The sequence below is a fragment of the Nostoc sp. JL33 genome (assembly GCF_017114985.1).
GTDB lineage: Bacteria > Cyanobacteriota > Cyanobacteriia > Cyanobacteriales > Nostocaceae > Nostoc.
On record NZ_JABXKP010000064.1, the window covers coordinates 217533 to 232912 of the forward strand.

The following is a 15380-nucleotide window of genomic DNA, read 5'->3' on the forward strand; positions in this document are numbered from 1 at the left end:
TCTTGTGGACTATGGTCCATAAAATTTCAACAATTCAATATCGATATCTAATTCAAGGCATCGCTGTTCATCATCCTAACCCGGAATAGCACTCTCCGGGAGATACTGAATCCAAATATTCAGTACCTGTGATATTCCTCACTAACTTAATTAACCTAAGTTTCAGGTAATTTTCGGTATAAGTATAACTTTAAGTAGATTTTACTACTGCTATAAGCTATGTGTCTTGCCAATCAAGGAATTTACTCGCAAACTTTATAGAGTTAAAATATTTACAACCTCATAAGTACTGTGTTGGTATCAAGCAACTTCATGTATAGTCACCGGGACGACGAAGAATCAGAAATGGGTTAGCAGGTTTGATTTCATAGTCGCGGTAATCTGTTTCAGCTTTGGCGATCGCTCTTGGGTGTGCCTAGTTTACTCTATACTTAGAGACATAAAAACAAAAATTGATACTTTGCGAGTAGCGCGATCGATCATTGGCAACCAAACCAAGGGTAAAAGCTTTCGCGGACTCCTTGATTATCTCGAAAACAAAGAGCATTCATTTAGTCAACTAAAGATTTACTTTATAAATGCTCTCTTAGGCAGTAAATTTCCAAAGTTTAACATTTCCATCATGATCTCCAGATACCAAATACCTATTACTTATAGCTAATGAGCTGATCCCTGGTTTGTGTTTACCTGGAAATTCTTGCAAAAGTTCTTTGCTTTCAGTACACGATATCCTGATATTTCCATTTAGTGTAGCAGTGATGAGAATACTACCGTTATGATTTAGGAGAACGTTGGGGACAAATGGGCCACCATCCGATATTGGTGCTGCTTCAATTATTTGTATTCTTTTGCCACTCATAGTATCCCATATGTACACTTCGTTATGTCGATCTGATGCAGTAGCTAGAACCCTTCCTCTATCGTCAATTGAGCAGTAACTCACTTCTCCATAATGACTATCAGGGAAAGCTCTAATAAGTTTTGTAGAAGGCATTTCCCAGACTCGATTTTCTCCAAGTCCGCCTCGTGCATACAAATGTTCTCCAGTATCATTAAATGCTAATAGGTCAAAATCCCAAAATCTTTCGTCACTAATTTCAGCAATCTGCTTCAATGACTTTAAATTCCATACAATCACTTTGACTTGATGTGAGTAATCTATCGCCGCAGCCAAGTAATTAGCTCTAAGATTAATTGCAAGACATCCTACAGCACTTGGTGTCTCTAAAGTTTGTGAAAGCTGATTAGAAAAATAATTCCAGATTTTTATTCTGTTGTCTGAACCTCCACTGATTACATCACCCTTCTCTCCAATTACAACTGCACCAGCATTACGCTCATGAGAGTATGAGGCGATAAGCTCACCAGATAAAAGATGCCAAATACTTACCTTTCCATCTCTTGATGAACAAGCAATAATTCCTTGCAATTCATCAATAGCAATCTTTGCGATTCCTATATATGAATTACGTATTTTATGCGATCGCAAAACTTTAAAGAGTTTTAATGGCGATAAATATTTTTTTCTCTCATCTTCAGATAGCTTGATCGAAGGTAAAGAAGCTTTGTTGTCTAGCCCATAAGAGAAAAATTCATCCTTCATAACTTTTTTTATTGGATTTCGGTTGCAGGCTTTCAGTAGTAGTGCTGTGAAAGATATCGTAATAAATTCTTTCCGCTTCATAACTTCCTAAACGTTCTGCGAGCGATCGCTGAAATTACCACTCGTTTATCTAATGTAAACTCTCAACAAAAGAATTCATTATGCCTTAAGAAAATCGCAACTTAAGTATAAAATATTACACGCACAGTAAATGTTTGAACAAATATCGTATTTAGTTTGCGATCACGGTCATTTTCTAACCCATGACTAAAAATTAGCTGTATCTCTGACTGTGTTAAAACCTTAGCGCGTACATGTCGATTTATTTTCATTGCCAGACTGTAGACCCTGTAATCCACAGCCTACAATGTTTCGATATCTAATAAGCTACATCGATTAAGCGAGTTGATAAAGGTAATTTTTAGAGATTTTCTCGTGTTCGTTTTGCTTCTATTAGTTTTTCCAGTTCACCAATTTCATCTATGGTATAAAACTTCGGGTTAGGTTCAGCATTAATTTTATCCATTAGAGCGTGAAAAGCTTCTGTATCATTACGATTCTCTAATAAATAACGTTTTAACTCTACTTTGCTCATTGCTGCAAACTGAGGCTTATTCATTCGTCGTATCTCCATTCACCATTAGACTTAATTACAATACCTGTTTCATCTCCAGCCAAGATATAGATGTCTCCTGTTCGTTCATCTAATCTCACTATAAAGATAGGTAGTAGAAACGTTGTGAGGTTTTGACAGAGGATAAAACAAATCAAATTTTGTTTGGGTGTAGGATACCTCATCAAGGTTGACTTACCTTTTTGATTGCCGCATCACACCACATCCTGACAGCTTCTTCCATTGCCTCACTGTGACCTATTTCTAACTCAAGAGCTAGATGTTTGAAATTTTTAACTAAATCCTTGGGCAGATAGGCGGCACTCTGGGTGTAATCGCTGTGGGTGCGTTTGTTAATTCGAGTTTCCATGATGAAAAAAGTTAATCTGCTGTTATGCTAGCATACTAGCTCATATCCCCCAGATTGCACTCCATAGCACGTAATTCTGACCACACCGAAATAAAATCGCTAAAATTAAGTACCCATAAACCTATTTACACGAGATAATAATAAGCTCACACCACCCTCAGCTGTTGTCCCATCAACCATTACAGAACTTGTTATGGCTTGGTTTAGGTAATTCACTTGACAGTCACAGGGTTGAATTTTACAAGTAGTTCTGAACCAAATCATGAAAACATCTACCAAATTGCTAGCTCGCCTGGAGTATTATTACCAGCAAATCAAAACGATTATTCTGACTCGGCAAAATCCGATTACTGGTTTACTACCTGCGAGTACAGCGATTACAGCCCACGGCGATTATACAGATGCTTGGGTGCGAGACAACGTTTACAGCATTTTGGCAGTTTGGGGTTTAGGACTTGCATATCGCAAGATTGACGACGACAAAGGACGCACTTATGAACTAGAACACAGTGTCATCAAACTGATGCGCGGGTTGTTGTTTGCAATGATGCGACAGGCTCATAAAGTAGAGACATTTAAACATACTCAGTCGCTACTGGATGGACTGCACGCCAAATATAATACCGCAACTGGCGATATTGTTGTTGGTGATGACGAATGGGGACATTTGCAACTTGATGCCACATCTATATTTTTACTGATGTTGGCGCAAATGACCGCAGCCGGATTGCAAATAATTTATAGTATTGATGAAGTGAATTTCGTCCAAAATTTGGTTTACTACATTGGACGAGCTTACCGCACACCAGATTACGGCATTTGGGAACGTGGTAATAAAATTAATCGTGGTAGTGCTGAGTTAAATGCCAGTTCCGTAGGGATGGCAAAAGCTGCTTTAGAAGCTATCAACGGACTAGATTTGTTTGGTGTGCGTGGTAGTCAAGCATCGGTGATTCATGTGCTACCAGATGAAATCGCCCGCGCCCGGATTACTTTAGAATCCCTATTACCGAGAGAATCTGGTTCCAAAGAAATTGATGCGGCGCTGTTAAGTATTATTAGTTATCCTGCTTTTGCAGTGGAAGATTTGGAGTTACGCGATCGCACCTTAAACGATATTATTAATAAACTCGCAGGTAAATTTGGCTGCAAACGCTTTCTGCGTGATGGACACCAAACCGTTTTAGAAGATCATCAGCGCTTACATTACGAACCGTGGGAACTCAAGCAATTTGAGCATATTGAATGCGAATGGCCGTTATTTTTTACTTATTTAGTTCTAGATGGTTTATTTCGCGGCGAGCAAGAGCAAGTTAAAAAATACCAAGAGCTTTTAGAATCATTACTTATAGAACAAAATGGTTTACGTTTATTGCCAGAACTTTATTATGTTCCAGCCGAAAACATAGAAGCAGAAAAGTTAGCACCCCAAACGCAACCACGTTTGCCCAATGAAAATATTCCCTTGGTGTGGGCGCAGAGTTTATATTTTCTCAGTCAAATGTTGAGTGAAGGATTACTAGCGGTTGGTGATATCGACCCTTTAGGAAGACATTTATGTGTGGGAAAACAGCGCGAGGCGTTGGTACAAATTGCTTTCTTAGCAGAAGATGAAGATTTACAGACGAAACTAGAAGTTCACGGAATTGAAACACAAACGCCTACCCAAGTAGAACCGATTCAGGTGAGAAAAGCTGGAGAATTTTCAGCTATTTATACCCAAATTGGACGTAACGATAAACTTGGTTTAACTGGGCGGCCAGCGCGAAGGTTGCGGAGTTTAACAACATCTAGAATCTTTCGGATTAGCGGTGAAACAATTGTATTTTTACCTTCATTTTCCGACTCTCAACAGTTTTACTTAACCCTTGATTACCATTTTTTATTAGATCAAATTAGAAGCGAACTAGCTTACATTCAAAAATATTGGGGGGATTTAGGGCGTCCTACTTTGACTTTAATGTTGACGCACACCATGTTAGAAATCGGTTCTGAGGCATTATTAGAACTAATGCAAGAACTGAAAGATGGTGTTTGTAACGGTGTGCGGGTGAAATTAGGGCGTCTAAATCAGCTAATGCTGACAGCTGGAATCCAAAGAATTGATTTTCTTCCCAATGCAGAATTCTCGCGATCGCCAGTGAAAAATGCTAGCCCACGTTGTTATTACCTAGCTTATCATCCTGATAAAAACTGGCGCTTAGAAAATACCCAAGAATTTAAAATGGAGTGTGAAACCAACCTTGGGTTATTACTTTCTTATTTGCGCTCATCAGAGAATATCTACGAGCAAATTGAGTTATTGCAAACTTTAACTCGCTTGCAAGGAATGGAATTTGATACGGGGTACGGTGGGCCAGGATATCCCGTCAGCGTAGCCGATTTACTCGATGAAGTTTACACCAAAGCTGGAGATTTAGCTATTTGGGCGGTGGTGCGCCGGGCTGCGGGGTTACGGCAAATGGTTGATATCAGCCTATCAGATGCAGTGACAAGTATTTTGGTACGGGGTAAGCAGATTGCTGTGGGTAAAGCTTACAGCGAGGCGTCCTTGATTACCGTACCCATGTCCCACGATGAAATTGCCGATAAAATTAATCATTTTTGTCGTGAGGATATACGCGATCGCGTCCTCACCCAAGAGATTTTAATCTATCTTGGTATCTTAATTCGCTCAGAAGCCGAACTATTTCAGGGACTACTGACGCTGAGAGTTGGCTATCTCATCTTATTGATAACCAGCGAACTAGCGGGGGAATTGGATGTTACTCAAGATGAAGCATACGATCACTTAATGCAACTTTCCCCCTTTGAAGTGAAAATGCGCTTGCGTCAGGTATTAACTAGATATACTGGCATGAGTAACCTGTTGCGCCAGCAAGAATCACTGCACGTCAAACAAAAAGAAAGTGATATTGCTTGGGTGGTGTTACCAACAATAGAAGAAGGAATAGAAGTTCCGCCGGGCGGTTGGCGGCGGTTTCGCCAAGCTGAAGGTGCGACGGGGCGCGTACCAAAAGAATTTTTTAAGCAAGTTTGGCTATTAATGCAACATTGCAAGGGTCTAGTAATTGGCGATAAACTAGAGCGCCGCAATCGTTTAGATAGTGAGATAATGTTGTCGGAAATGACGGCAGGTGAAAGAAATTTTGCTCTCTTGGTTGAGCATTTGCTGAATAAAATCGAAGCTCCAGAATATCGCCAAGTTAATATTGAAGCATTAATCGAATTAGCTGCGATCGCTGCTAATAATCCTAAGTTGCAAATTGAAGAATATATCGTGTTGGATGTCTTAATTGGTCATGCAGTGCGATTGGCATGGTTAGAAAATCATAATCATCGCAGCGATCGCTATGATGAGGATAAGGCGAGTGCGTGGCGATCGTTTTACAACACCTCTCCTAGAGATTGCGCTAGTTATATTTTGAAGGCGTTGAGGTTCTTGACGGAATTTGTGAAGGATTTTTAAACGCAAAGTAGCGCAGAGGGAAACGCAGAGGAACGCAGAGGATGAGAGAGAATGAGTTGAGTGGGGTGATTATTGGGTGTGCGATGAGGGTGCATACTGCTTTGGGGCCTGGTTTGTTGGAGTCGGCTTATGAGGTGTGCTTGGATTATGAGTTGAAGAAAGCCGGATTGAATGTTGGTAAGCAAATTCCATTGCCTTTGGTTTACCAAGATGTGCAATTGGAATGTGTTTATCGATTAGATTTGATAGTCGAAAATAAAGTAATTGTAGAGATTAAATCTGTAGAATCCTTCCACCCGATTCACTCCGTTCAACTCCTAACCTATCTCAAACTAGCAAACTGCAAACTAGGTCTTCTGCTCAACTTCAACGTCCTCCACCTCAAAGAAGGCATCAAACGCGTAGCCAACAACCTCTAACTCTGACTCCGCGTTCCTCTGCGCTTCCCTCCGCGTTCCTTTGCGTTAAAAATCTACTTAACCGACACAGCATCAACATCAACGGTGTTTCCAGTGGAGGTAGAACCCTCAGTAGTATTAGGTGTTTCAGTGCCTAGATCACCCTTACGAGCTTTCCAGCCTTCAATTACTAGCCCAGACACCTCACTAACTAGCAGGGTCAAAAGGAAAACATCATCAATTTGTCCCACAACGGGTATAAAATCTGGAAGAATATCAATTGGGCTGGCCAAATAAGCTAACGTTCCTAAAATTACCCACCAACGGTACTTGGGGTTACGAAGCACATCGCGATACCAGGTGTAAAGTGATTGGATTGAGAATTTCATATTTTGAACCTCCAGTTATCTTTAATTTTGACAAATTATCCTAAAAATTTCCGGTGGGAATAACCGCCCTAGTTAGTCTGGAAGACGCTACTCGTAATCTGTCACTAAATACCTACTCTGTGATTCTGCACAAGAGTGTAGTAATTCCCTGACAACAAATAAATTGTATGGATGTTGATTGTGTATTTTTAGAAGGGAATCCTAGTTATATATATCTAAAGTTTCGCCTCTTTAGTGTAAATTTATCTGCTTTTAAAAAGGCGAAACACTAACGCAGGATGGAACCTACCGATGAAGAAGCATCACTTTAGCATATCTAAAATCCCCCTACAGATGGTTCTGATTATTCCCTTTGTGTTACAAATATTTGGAGCGGTGGGTTTAGTAGGTTATTTGTCATTTAAGAATGGACAGAAAGCCGTCAACGACTTGGCAGAACAGTTGATGGCTCGAACTAGCAATATAGTAGATCAACATTTAAATTCTTATCTATCTATTCCCCAGAAAGTGAGCCAGATTAATGCTGATGCCATTCAGATGGGGTTATTAGATGTGCGTAATCGCAAAACGGTGGGCAAGTATTTCTGGAAACAAATGCAGGTCTATGACTTGAGCTATATCGGCATCGGACTGACCACAGGTGAGGGAGTAGGAGCCGCCCGTTACGATGGCAAAACCGTCACGATCGATGATTGGGGTTCTAAGCCTCCGAAAAATTGGTTCACCTATGCCACAGATAAGCAAGGCAATCGTACCAGTGTCATTGCTACTTTGGATTGGAACAACTTCAAGGAACCCTGGTACACAGAACCCGTGAAAGCGGGAAGACCTATCTGGTCACGTATCGTCACTATCAATTATCAGTATCCATACATTGCTGCCTCCGCAGCTCGCCCCATTTATGACGCGCAAAATCACTTACTAGGGATGATCAGCGCAGATATCCATCTGTTGAAACTGAGTGAGTTTTTACGGAGTTTGGATATCAGCCGCTCTGGACAGGTTTTCATTGTAGAGCGGAATGGGATGCTGATAGCGAACTCTAGCACGCAGCAGCCTTTTACCGTGGTCAAGGAAGATATTCGACGCATAAAAGCCACCGACAGTCCTGATCCTTCAGTTCAGGCCATTGCCAAACAAATTCAGCAAACCTTCAATGGTTTTGAGTCCATCACCGAATCCAAAAAACTGCAACTGAATTGGCAAGGCGAACCAAATTTTGTCAATGTCATCCCCTGGCGTGACAAATATGGACTGGATTGGCTAGTAGTGGTTAGTGTGCCGGAACACGCTTTTATGGGACAAATCAACGCCAACACCCACACTACCATTTTGCTCTGTCTCGGAGCATTGGTTGTGGCAACCCTCATGGGCTATTTAACCTCCCACTGGATTACACAGCCGATTCTGCAAATTAACCGAGCAAGTCAGGCAATGGCATTAGGCAATTTAGACCAAACCTTGGATATCAAAAATATCCAGGAACTCAATGTACTTGCCCACTCCTTTAATCACATGGCAGGGCAATTGCGCGAATCTTTTTCAGCGTTGGAAAACAGTAAGACAGAGTTAGAAGACAAGGTAGAAGAACGCACCGCCGAACTCAAAACCGCCTTGGATGAATTGCAGCACAGCCAAGCACAAGTGATTCAAAGTGAAAAAATGTCTAGTCTAGGTCAACTGGTGGCAGGCGTAGCCCATGAAATCAACAACCCGGTGAACTTTATCCACGGCAATATTACCTACCTGAACGAATACACTCAAGATTTGCTCAGGATGATCCACCTTTACCAACAACGTCATCCCAGCAATGATCCAGAGGTGCAAGCGCTAGCTGAGGAAATCGATTTGGAGTTTTTAATCGAGGATTTACAGAAAATGCTAGCTTCTATGAAAATGGGGACTGATCGGATTCGGAACATTGTGCTATCACTGCGGAACTTTTCTCGTATGGATGAAGCAGAATTCAAAGCAGTTGACCTTCATGAAGGAATTGAAAGTACGCTGTTGATTTTGCAACACCGTCTGAAAGACAAACCAGAATGTCCAGCAATTGTAGTAATTCGGGATTATGGCAAGTTGCCCGAAGTAGAATGCTATCCCGGACAACTCAATCAAGTATTGATGAATGTTCTGGTGAATGCGATCGATGCTTTAGACGAAATAAATGCCAATCGCAGCTATCAGGAAATAGAGGCAAACCCTAGCCAGATTAGCATCCGCACCTCAATCAGCAATTCGCAGTTGGTGGAAATTGCGATCGCTGATAATGCCGGGGGAATGTCAGAAGAGGTTAAAAATCGGATCTTCAATCCTTTCTTCACCACCAAAGCTGTAGGCAAAGGAACCGGCATGGGCATGGCAATCAGCTATCAAATTATCACCGAAAAACATGGTGGCAAACTGGAATGTTTTTCTACTCTTGGTCAAGGAAGTGAGTTTATCATTCAATTACCTACCCAGCAGCAAGTTTCTATAGCAGTCTAAGTCAAATACACCATGCTTACACTGTCTTTTTAAGTTTTCGAGAAATTTATATTTTTGAAGTCCCTCATTTTGCATTAATCTCTAAAATTAAAATGCTTTAGCATATTTGCTCTAGTCATGGAGGGAGGAAACTTAAACAGTGGATATTTTAGATTTATTTTATAAGGGCGGGCCAGCGATGTGGCCTTTGCTTGTTCTCTCGATTCTGTCTTTGAGTGTGATTTTCGAGCGTTTGTGGTTCTGGTTGCGAATGTTGACTCAGGAAAAGCAAATAGTCGATCGCATCCTGGATGCTGCTCAAGATAATTGGGAAGTCGCTGCGGACATTGCTAGACTTGCAAGCCATCAGCCTATCGGGCGTTTTCTCTACGCCCCCTTACGCTTTCCAAAAACTGACGCAGAAACCTTTCGACTAGCATTAGAGTCCACGGCGGAAGATGAATTAGCTGGGATGCGGCGGGGCGAAAAACTTTTAGAAGCCGTGATAGCCCTAGCGCCACTGCTGGGATTGTTGGGCACGGTTTTGGGTTTGATCCGCGCTTTGCGATCAATTAGGATTGGCGATTTGGGAACTGAATCTACAGCTGGGGTGACAACTGGTATTGGTGAATCACTGATTGCTACGGCAACAGGGCTAATAGTTGCGATCATTAGTTTGGTATTTTACCGCCTATTTCAAAGTTTTTTAGTCAACCAAGTCAAAATTTTTCGGAAGGCAGGGAATGAGATGGAATTACTCTACCGCCAGTCCCCGCCTGATTTTAGTAATAGAACATCAGCAATTGTGCCAGAAAATTTCACTCCACCCCGCAAGCCAGAAAAGACTAGGTTTCCTGAACCTCCTGAACCCCCGAATACACCTAATTAATAGTTAAGAATTCAATCCTCGAATCAGGCGTTAGAGTGAGACGATGAAAGTTAATCTACATACTCCAATTGAAGAAGTCCAAGTTCAAATCATTCCTTTAATTGATGTTGTTTTTTGTATCCTGACGTTTTTTTTATTAGCGGCTTTACAATTTACGCGGCAACAGGCAATAAATGTTGATTTGCCCAAAGCCAGCGCCAGTTCAGTATCTGGAATTACATCACAGAGTGGAAGTCTGATTGTAAGTATCGATGCCGTTGGTAATACTTACATAGAAAAACAGCCTGTAAAACGGGAGGATTTGCGACAGAGGTTAAAACAGTATCTCCAACAAAATCCCAGTGCTGTTATTGTGCTGAATGCTTCGCGGACAGCAACTTACAATGATGTGATTGAGACATTGGACTTGCTACGGCAAGTAGGGGGCGATCGCGTTTCTTTGGGAATTATTCCTGGCCCGTCTCAACCACCCACAAACTCACTCAAGGAGCCTGCTGTTCCGTCATTCCCAATCAATCCTGGTGCAGCACCAGTTCCAGGCATCAATCCTGAAGGGAATCTTACCCCTAATTTTCCCTTAGCACCTAATTCCGTACCCTTGCCCACGGTAACTGGTCAACCTCCAACTGGGCAAGGCATCAGTCCGATCAATCCTGGTATTTCCAACCCACCAGCATCCCCAGCCCCTGGAGCACCCAAAAACACCCAACCTACTCTTAAAAGATGAGATAAGTAAGTCGGCGCAATTAAAGCTAACTAGTGGGGGCTGTCATTTGTCCTTTGTCATTGGTCATTGATAAGGCTTTTAAGCCTATTTACGTTTCGTAACATAATTTGGTTTATTTCCACCGACTTACTTAGCCCTCTTTTGTCACTTTTGGCAGAAAATAATCTGTAACTCTTGCCCAGACAGGATTTTACCTATAGAGCTTTGTTTGGAGGTTTCTATTAGTTTGCGATGCCTTCTCTGCGAGACGCTACGCGAACGGCGGGCGCAGCCATCGCTAATCTTCTCAGGAAATCTAGGTTTGATCATTTAGCCTCAATTTTTATTTCCCCAGAGTGACAAAAGAGGGTTAGGGCATGGCGCATGGGGCAGGGAGAAGGGTGCAGAGGAGAGGAATTAGGAATTTTCCCCCTGTTCCCTCATCCCCCTCATCCCCACTCCCCTGAAGCTTTTTCCCAATCCTAAAGATATCTAAAATAAAATTCGGTTAGCAAGCAAATTTCTGCTAATTTACAAATAATTGGTTGAGCTTTAAAGATTTTTTCACCGATAAACTGAAGTAATTTATCACCAATTGCCATTCACGTTTCAGGGATTGTGGCATGAATATCGTTACGCTTTTAATTGTTTGGTTAGTAACAGCTATCAGCCTGTTGATAATTAGTAAATTACCTTTGGGAGTTGAAATTGACACTCCAGGTAAAGCCTTCCTTTCTGCCGCAGTGCTTGGTATAGTGACGGCAATAGTCAGACCGATTTTAAGCCTCGTTTTTGCAGTACCAAATTTACTCACATTGGACTTATTATCCAGCATTTTCACATTTATGATTGCCGTGGTTTGTTTTAGTATTGCTGCTTGGTTAGTAGAGGGATTTCGCTTGCGTTACGGTATTTGGAGTGCTGTTATTGGGGCATTTGCGCTGACTATAATTAACAGCTTAATCTACAAATTATTGGGCGTATAAAGTTAAGAGTTAGGAGTTAGGAGTTATTAACAATTCCTCACTCATAACTCCTAACTGATCACTCTCATCTCCTAACTATTCGTTGGAACTTGGGGGAGCAACTGGGGTAGTTGATTGTTGTTTACGTTGCTCACGTTTTTTGCGATCAGCTGAGAGTATATCTGCCATCACCACCAGTGCTTGCGCCATTTTGTCTAGGTTAGAACGGTATAGCTCCAAATCCTTGTTCAGTTTCTCATCTAAGAGGTGCAAGCCAGCAGCGATCGCTTTCAGCGCCTCAGTGAGTTGCTTTTCGTCTTTAACCAATTGCGGATCTGACTGTTCTAATAACGAAAATACACCAATTGCAAACAAACGGTTGTATTTAAAGTTAGGATTGTTGGCGATCGCTTGCAGGTTTGCTTGCAAGTCAGCATCTCGATCTAAGTGAGTAGTTTGACTTAGCCACGCAATTAAATCTTTAACTGGCAAACCTTTAGCTACAGTTTGCAATCTTTCGGCATCCTGTCGATAGCGTTGCGGATCTTTTTCTATAGCCCGACATAGGGCGTTAAAAATTGATTCTTGATCACGTTCTGGTTGATAGCCTTCCATGAAGCGGTCAAAGGTAGTGACGACGCCCAAGGCATAAATTGGATTGTAGCTAAAATCGATATTTACTGACAGTAGATGCATTTCCACCATCAATTCTTCTACTACCCGACGATAAATAGTGTTAATCGGACGGGTGTGAAGATTGTAGAAAGTTCGCTTTGTATCAGAGACAGTACGGACGTTATTCACAAAGAAAAAGAAAATGTTAAGGGCGACGTATCTTTATTTTCTCGCTTAAAGGCTAGTTTGCCAAGTTAAGCTTTTAGCTGGTGACGGTTTCATTTACAATATAGACAAATCACAAGTACTTTATAAGCTGGTAGCCACAGGGGATAACACCCTTTTCCTTAAAAAACTACCCAAAAATTATTATCCTTAATGATTCGTTTATCGCATTTATGAACTTCTCGCCACAATTAATTGCTTTAGGTGAGTACCTAGCTGGTGAATTTGATAATCGGGAACAAGCCATAGCAGAGCCAGTTTGGTATGTCCACCTTTGCCTGTGGCAAAGACCAGTTAATCTGTTCACAGAAGATAGCATCACCCTGTTTGCGGAACAGGCTAACGTTATTAACCTAGATCAACCTTACCGCCAGCGAATTATGCGGTTGCGTCAGGGGAGCAATGACACATCTCTGGAAGTACAATACTACATGCCTCAAGATCCAGGTGCATTAATAGGCGCAGGCAATAACCCTGCTCTACTTAACACACTGACAGCCGAACAATTAGATTTACTACCAGGTTGTATCCTAACAGTTACTCAAGAAACACTAGCTCGCGATCGCTATCAGTTTACCGCTACCCCACTACCAGAAACTCCTTGCAGCTTTACTTATCTTGGTAATAGTATCTATGTTTCCTTGGGATTTGAAGCCACTGCGGCAGAATTTCACAGCTACGACAAAGGAATTGATCCAGCAACTGGAAAAGCAACTTGGGGAGCGATTATGGGGCCTTATCGCTACACCAAGCGAAATCAGTATTTAATAACATAAACTTTTGAGTCATCAGTTATGAGTTATGAATTTTGAATTAATTCCTCACTCTTAACTTTTAACTCTTTTCTTAGCTGGCGATGCTACGAGGTACACCTTCTAAAGCTTCCTCTTCCGTTTCAAAGATTTCAAAAACAGTATCCATCATCGTCACTTCAAACACGAGTTTGGCTTCTGGATGTACATTGGAGATGCGAAAACTGCCCTTGACTTTATCAGCATCACGCATCCCAGCTACCAAAGACGTAAGACCGGAACTATCAATAAAATTTACCAGAGCCAGATTTACAACTACATGGCGGCTGAGTTTGGAAATACACTCCTGTAACTTCAGGCGAAATTGCCAAGCAGTGGTAATGTCTAGACGACCTGCTGGTGTCAGGACAATAACGGTGTTTCCATCTTGGGTTGTATAACTTTTTTGGTCTATGTGAATCACTAAAGCCCTCCCCGTGGCATTACTTTTAAGATTAACTAGTTACAGAATTTTCTAATGCTGTCACTTGAGATTAACAAGCTATAGCTATAATTGTCACCTTTTTCTCTTAAGTGCTTACCTTTAGTAGTTTAACTTACCAAATTAGTGCTGAGTAGCAATTTTTAATGGGGAGTGGGGAGTGGGGAGTGGGGAGTGGGGAGTGGGGAGTGGGAAGTGGGGAGTGGGGAGTGGGGAGATGGGGGAGATGAGGGAGATGAGGGAGAAATAAATCCTAACTCCTAACTCCAAACTCCTAACTCCTGTACAGACGCGATTAATCGCGTCTCTCCAAACTCCTAACTCAGCACTATTGAGGTGGTGTCCAGTTAACCCAATCTTGGGGCTTGAGGAAGGTTTCATATAACTCGGCTTCAGGGGAATTGGGTTCCGGTTGATAGCCGTATTCCCAGCGCACTAAGGGAGGTAGGGACATGAGAATTGATTCGGTGCGTCCGTTGGTTTGCAGACCAAAAATAGTACCTCGGTCATAAACCAAGTTAAATTCTACATACCGTCCGCGGCGGTAGAGTTGAAAATTCCGTTGGCGATCGCCATATTCTATCCCATGTCGCCGTTCTACAATTGGTACGTAAGCTGGTAAAAATGCTTTACCACAGTCTTGCACAAAGGCAAACAAATCTTCCCAACTGCGGGTTGCTGGTGTTCCCACCTGGTTGCTATAAATAGCCGCTTCCCCATTGGGATTTGGCCCGCGATATAAAGCACCCTGGCCATCTTGGTAATCAAAAAACAGACCACCTACACCCCGTGTCTCATCACGATGCTTGAGGTAAAAATATTCATCACACCACTGCTTAAACACTGCGTAATACTCTGGGTGGTGTTTGTCACAAGCCTGTTTTAACGTTTTGTGTAAATGTGCCGCATCTTCAGCAAAGGGGTAATAAGGTGTCAAGTCAAGACCACCACCAAACCACCACACTGGCCCCGCTTCAAAGTAGCGATAATTTAGATGAACTGTCGGCACGTAAGGATTGCGAGGATGTAATACCATTGAAGTGCCCGTGGCATAAAAGCCATGCCCTGCTGCTTCAGGGCGCTGGGTTAAAATTGAGGGGGGTAAATGCTCTCCCCAAACTTCGGAAAAACCTACACCTGCTTGTTCAAAGATTGCACCATCACGGAGAATACGCGATCGCCCTCCGCCTCCTTCTGGGCGTTCCCAACTATCTTCGATAAACTTGCCCACACCATCCAGGTTTTCCAGCCCTTGACTAATTTGGTCTTGTAACTGTTGCAAAAACTGACGGACTCTAGTCTGAGCGTCAGCTGCTGGCAAAGACTTAGATGATTCTGCTGCTACAGTTGGTGTTTGCGAGTTGGTCAACATAGATTCCCGAACCTAAATTACAATTTTCAGAAAGCCACAAATTTATGATCTTAAAATTTGGGGGAAA

General features: G+C 42.0%; 15 protein-coding genes. 7 read left to right on the top strand and 8 right to left on the bottom strand.

Annotated features, from left to right (window positions below):
* Positions 1 to 586: 586 nt before the first annotated feature.
* The 4 genes from HWQ23_RS18110 to HWQ23_RS18130 all read right to left on the bottom strand — a co-directional run bounded on the left by HWQ23_RS18110 (position 587) and on the right by HWQ23_RS18130 (position 2586).
* Positions 587 to 1684: a WD40 repeat domain-containing protein gene (locus tag HWQ23_RS18110; RefSeq protein WP_292830606.1), complete on the bottom strand. Its 1098-nt coding sequence runs from the start codon at positions 1682 to 1684 to the stop codon at positions 587 to 589.
* Between the two features lie 340 nt (positions 1685 to 2024).
* Entirely contained in the window at positions 2025 to 2222 is a 198-nt protein-coding gene (locus HWQ23_RS18120; RefSeq protein WP_094328787.1) for a DUF6887 family protein, read from the bottom strand.
* Positions 2219 to 2401 carry a DUF6888 family protein gene (locus HWQ23_RS33685; RefSeq protein WP_292830611.1) on the bottom strand — a complete coding sequence of 61 codons (183 nt, stop codon included), beginning with the start codon at positions 2399 to 2401 and terminating at the stop codon, positions 2219 to 2221. The genes HWQ23_RS18120 and HWQ23_RS33685 overlap by 4 nt, the downstream gene beginning before the upstream one ends.
* The gene (locus HWQ23_RS18130) at positions 2401 to 2586 is read right to left on the bottom strand and encodes a ribbon-helix-helix protein, CopG family (RefSeq protein WP_292830614.1); all 186 of its coding nucleotides are present in this window, start codon (positions 2584 to 2586) and stop codon (positions 2401 to 2403) included. The genes HWQ23_RS33685 and HWQ23_RS18130 overlap by 1 nt, the downstream gene beginning before the upstream one ends.
* A 262-nt stretch (positions 2587 to 2848) precedes the next feature.
* Between HWQ23_RS18130 and HWQ23_RS18135 the strand changes: the two genes are divergently transcribed.
* Positions 2849 to 6055: a glycoside hydrolase family 15 protein gene (locus HWQ23_RS18135; RefSeq protein WP_292830617.1), complete on the top strand. Its 3207-nt coding sequence runs from the start codon at positions 2849 to 2851 to the stop codon at positions 6053 to 6055.
* A 41-nt stretch (positions 6056 to 6096) separates the two neighbouring features.
* A complete protein-coding gene (locus HWQ23_RS18140) occupies positions 6097 to 6474 on the top strand; it encodes a GxxExxY protein (RefSeq protein ID WP_292830620.1) in 378 nt (125 codons plus the stop codon).
* 53 nt (positions 6475 to 6527) lie between these two features.
* Here HWQ23_RS18140 and HWQ23_RS18145 read toward each other — a convergent pair whose 3' ends face one another.
* Positions 6528 to 6842: a YkvA family protein gene (locus HWQ23_RS18145; RefSeq protein WP_292830623.1), complete on the bottom strand. Its 315-nt coding sequence runs from the start codon at positions 6840 to 6842 to the stop codon at positions 6528 to 6530.
* A gap of 291 nt (positions 6843 to 7133) precedes the next feature.
* On the opposite strand from HWQ23_RS18145, the gene HWQ23_RS18150 reads away from it, so the two are divergent.
* The 4 genes from HWQ23_RS18150 to HWQ23_RS18165 all read left to right on the top strand — a co-directional run bounded on the left by HWQ23_RS18150 (position 7134) and on the right by HWQ23_RS18165 (position 11889).
* A complete protein-coding gene (locus HWQ23_RS18150) occupies positions 7134 to 9329 on the top strand; it encodes an ATP-binding protein (RefSeq protein ID WP_292830626.1) in 2196 nt (731 codons plus the stop codon).
* A gap of 139 nt (positions 9330 to 9468) precedes the next feature.
* Positions 9469 to 10197, top strand: coding sequence for a MotA/TolQ/ExbB proton channel family protein (locus tag HWQ23_RS18155; RefSeq protein WP_292830629.1), 729 nt, complete (start codon positions 9469 to 9471; stop codon positions 10195 to 10197).
* Between the two features lie 43 nt (positions 10198 to 10240).
* Positions 10241 to 10924: an ExbD/TolR family protein gene (locus HWQ23_RS18160; protein ID WP_292830632.1), complete on the top strand. Its 684-nt coding sequence runs from the start codon at positions 10241 to 10243 to the stop codon at positions 10922 to 10924.
* 602 nt (positions 10925 to 11526) lie between these two features.
* Complete coding sequence (locus tag HWQ23_RS18165; RefSeq protein ID WP_118165339.1) at positions 11527 to 11889, top strand: phage holin family protein; 363 nt, start codon at positions 11527 to 11529, stop codon at positions 11887 to 11889.
* A 75-nt stretch (positions 11890 to 11964) separates the two neighbouring features.
* On the opposite strand, the gene psb29 is transcribed toward HWQ23_RS18165, so the two are convergent.
* Positions 11965 to 12672, bottom strand: coding sequence for a photosystem II biogenesis protein Psp29 (psb29, locus tag HWQ23_RS18170; protein WP_292830639.1), 708 nt, complete (start codon positions 12670 to 12672; stop codon positions 11965 to 11967).
* Between the two features lie 209 nt (positions 12673 to 12881).
* On the opposite strand from psb29, the gene HWQ23_RS18175 reads away from it, so the two are divergent.
* Positions 12882 to 13484 carry a chromophore lyase CpcT/CpeT gene (locus tag HWQ23_RS18175; protein ID WP_292830642.1) on the top strand — a complete coding sequence of 201 codons (603 nt, stop codon included), beginning with the start codon at positions 12882 to 12884 and terminating at the stop codon, positions 13482 to 13484.
* A 70-nt stretch (positions 13485 to 13554) separates the two neighbouring features.
* Here the strand turns inward: HWQ23_RS18175 and HWQ23_RS18180 are convergent, their stop codons facing one another.
* On the bottom strand, positions 13555 to 13923 hold the full coding sequence (locus tag HWQ23_RS18180) for an STAS domain-containing protein (RefSeq protein ID WP_292830645.1): 369 nt from the start codon (positions 13921 to 13923) through the stop codon (positions 13555 to 13557).
* 346 nt (positions 13924 to 14269) lie between these two features.
* The gene (gene hemF, locus HWQ23_RS18185; RefSeq protein WP_292830648.1) at positions 14270 to 15313 is read right to left on the bottom strand and encodes an oxygen-dependent coproporphyrinogen oxidase; all 1044 of its coding nucleotides are present in this window, start codon (positions 15311 to 15313) and stop codon (positions 14270 to 14272) included.
* Between the last annotated feature and the right edge of the window lie 67 nt (positions 15314 to 15380).

Coding starts and splice junctions, on each gene's coding strand:
- HWQ23_RS18135 (WP_292830617.1), top strand. CDS start 2,849: ATGAAAACATCTACCAAATTGCTAGCTCGCCTGGAGTATTATTACCAG.
- HWQ23_RS18145 (WP_292830623.1), bottom strand. CDS start 6,842: ATGAAATTCTCAATCCAATCACTTTACACCTGGTATCGCGATGTGCTT.
- HWQ23_RS33685 (WP_292830611.1), bottom strand. CDS start 2,401: ATGAGGTATCCTACACCCAAACAAAATTTGATTTGTTTTATCCTCTGT.
- HWQ23_RS18140 (WP_292830620.1), top strand. CDS start 6,097: ATGAGAGAGAATGAGTTGAGTGGGGTGATTATTGGGTGTGCGATGAGG.
- HWQ23_RS18130 (WP_292830614.1), bottom strand. CDS start 2,586: ATGGAAACTCGAATTAACAAACGCACCCACAGCGATTACACCCAGAGT.
- HWQ23_RS18150 (WP_292830626.1), top strand. CDS start 7,134: ATGAAGAAGCATCACTTTAGCATATCTAAAATCCCCCTACAGATGGTT.
- HWQ23_RS18175 (WP_292830642.1), top strand. CDS start 12,882: ATGAACTTCTCGCCACAATTAATTGCTTTAGGTGAGTACCTAGCTGGT.
- HWQ23_RS18165 (WP_118165339.1), top strand. CDS start 11,527: ATGAATATCGTTACGCTTTTAATTGTTTGGTTAGTAACAGCTATCAGC.
- hemF (WP_292830648.1), bottom strand. CDS start 15,313: ATGTTGACCAACTCGCAAACACCAACTGTAGCAGCAGAATCATCTAAG.
- HWQ23_RS18160 (WP_292830632.1), top strand. CDS start 10,241: ATGAAAGTTAATCTACATACTCCAATTGAAGAAGTCCAAGTTCAAATC.
- HWQ23_RS18120 (WP_094328787.1), bottom strand. CDS start 2,222: ATGAATAAGCCTCAGTTTGCAGCAATGAGCAAAGTAGAGTTAAAACGT.
- HWQ23_RS18110 (WP_292830606.1), bottom strand. CDS start 1,684: ATGAAGCGGAAAGAATTTATTACGATATCTTTCACAGCACTACTACTG.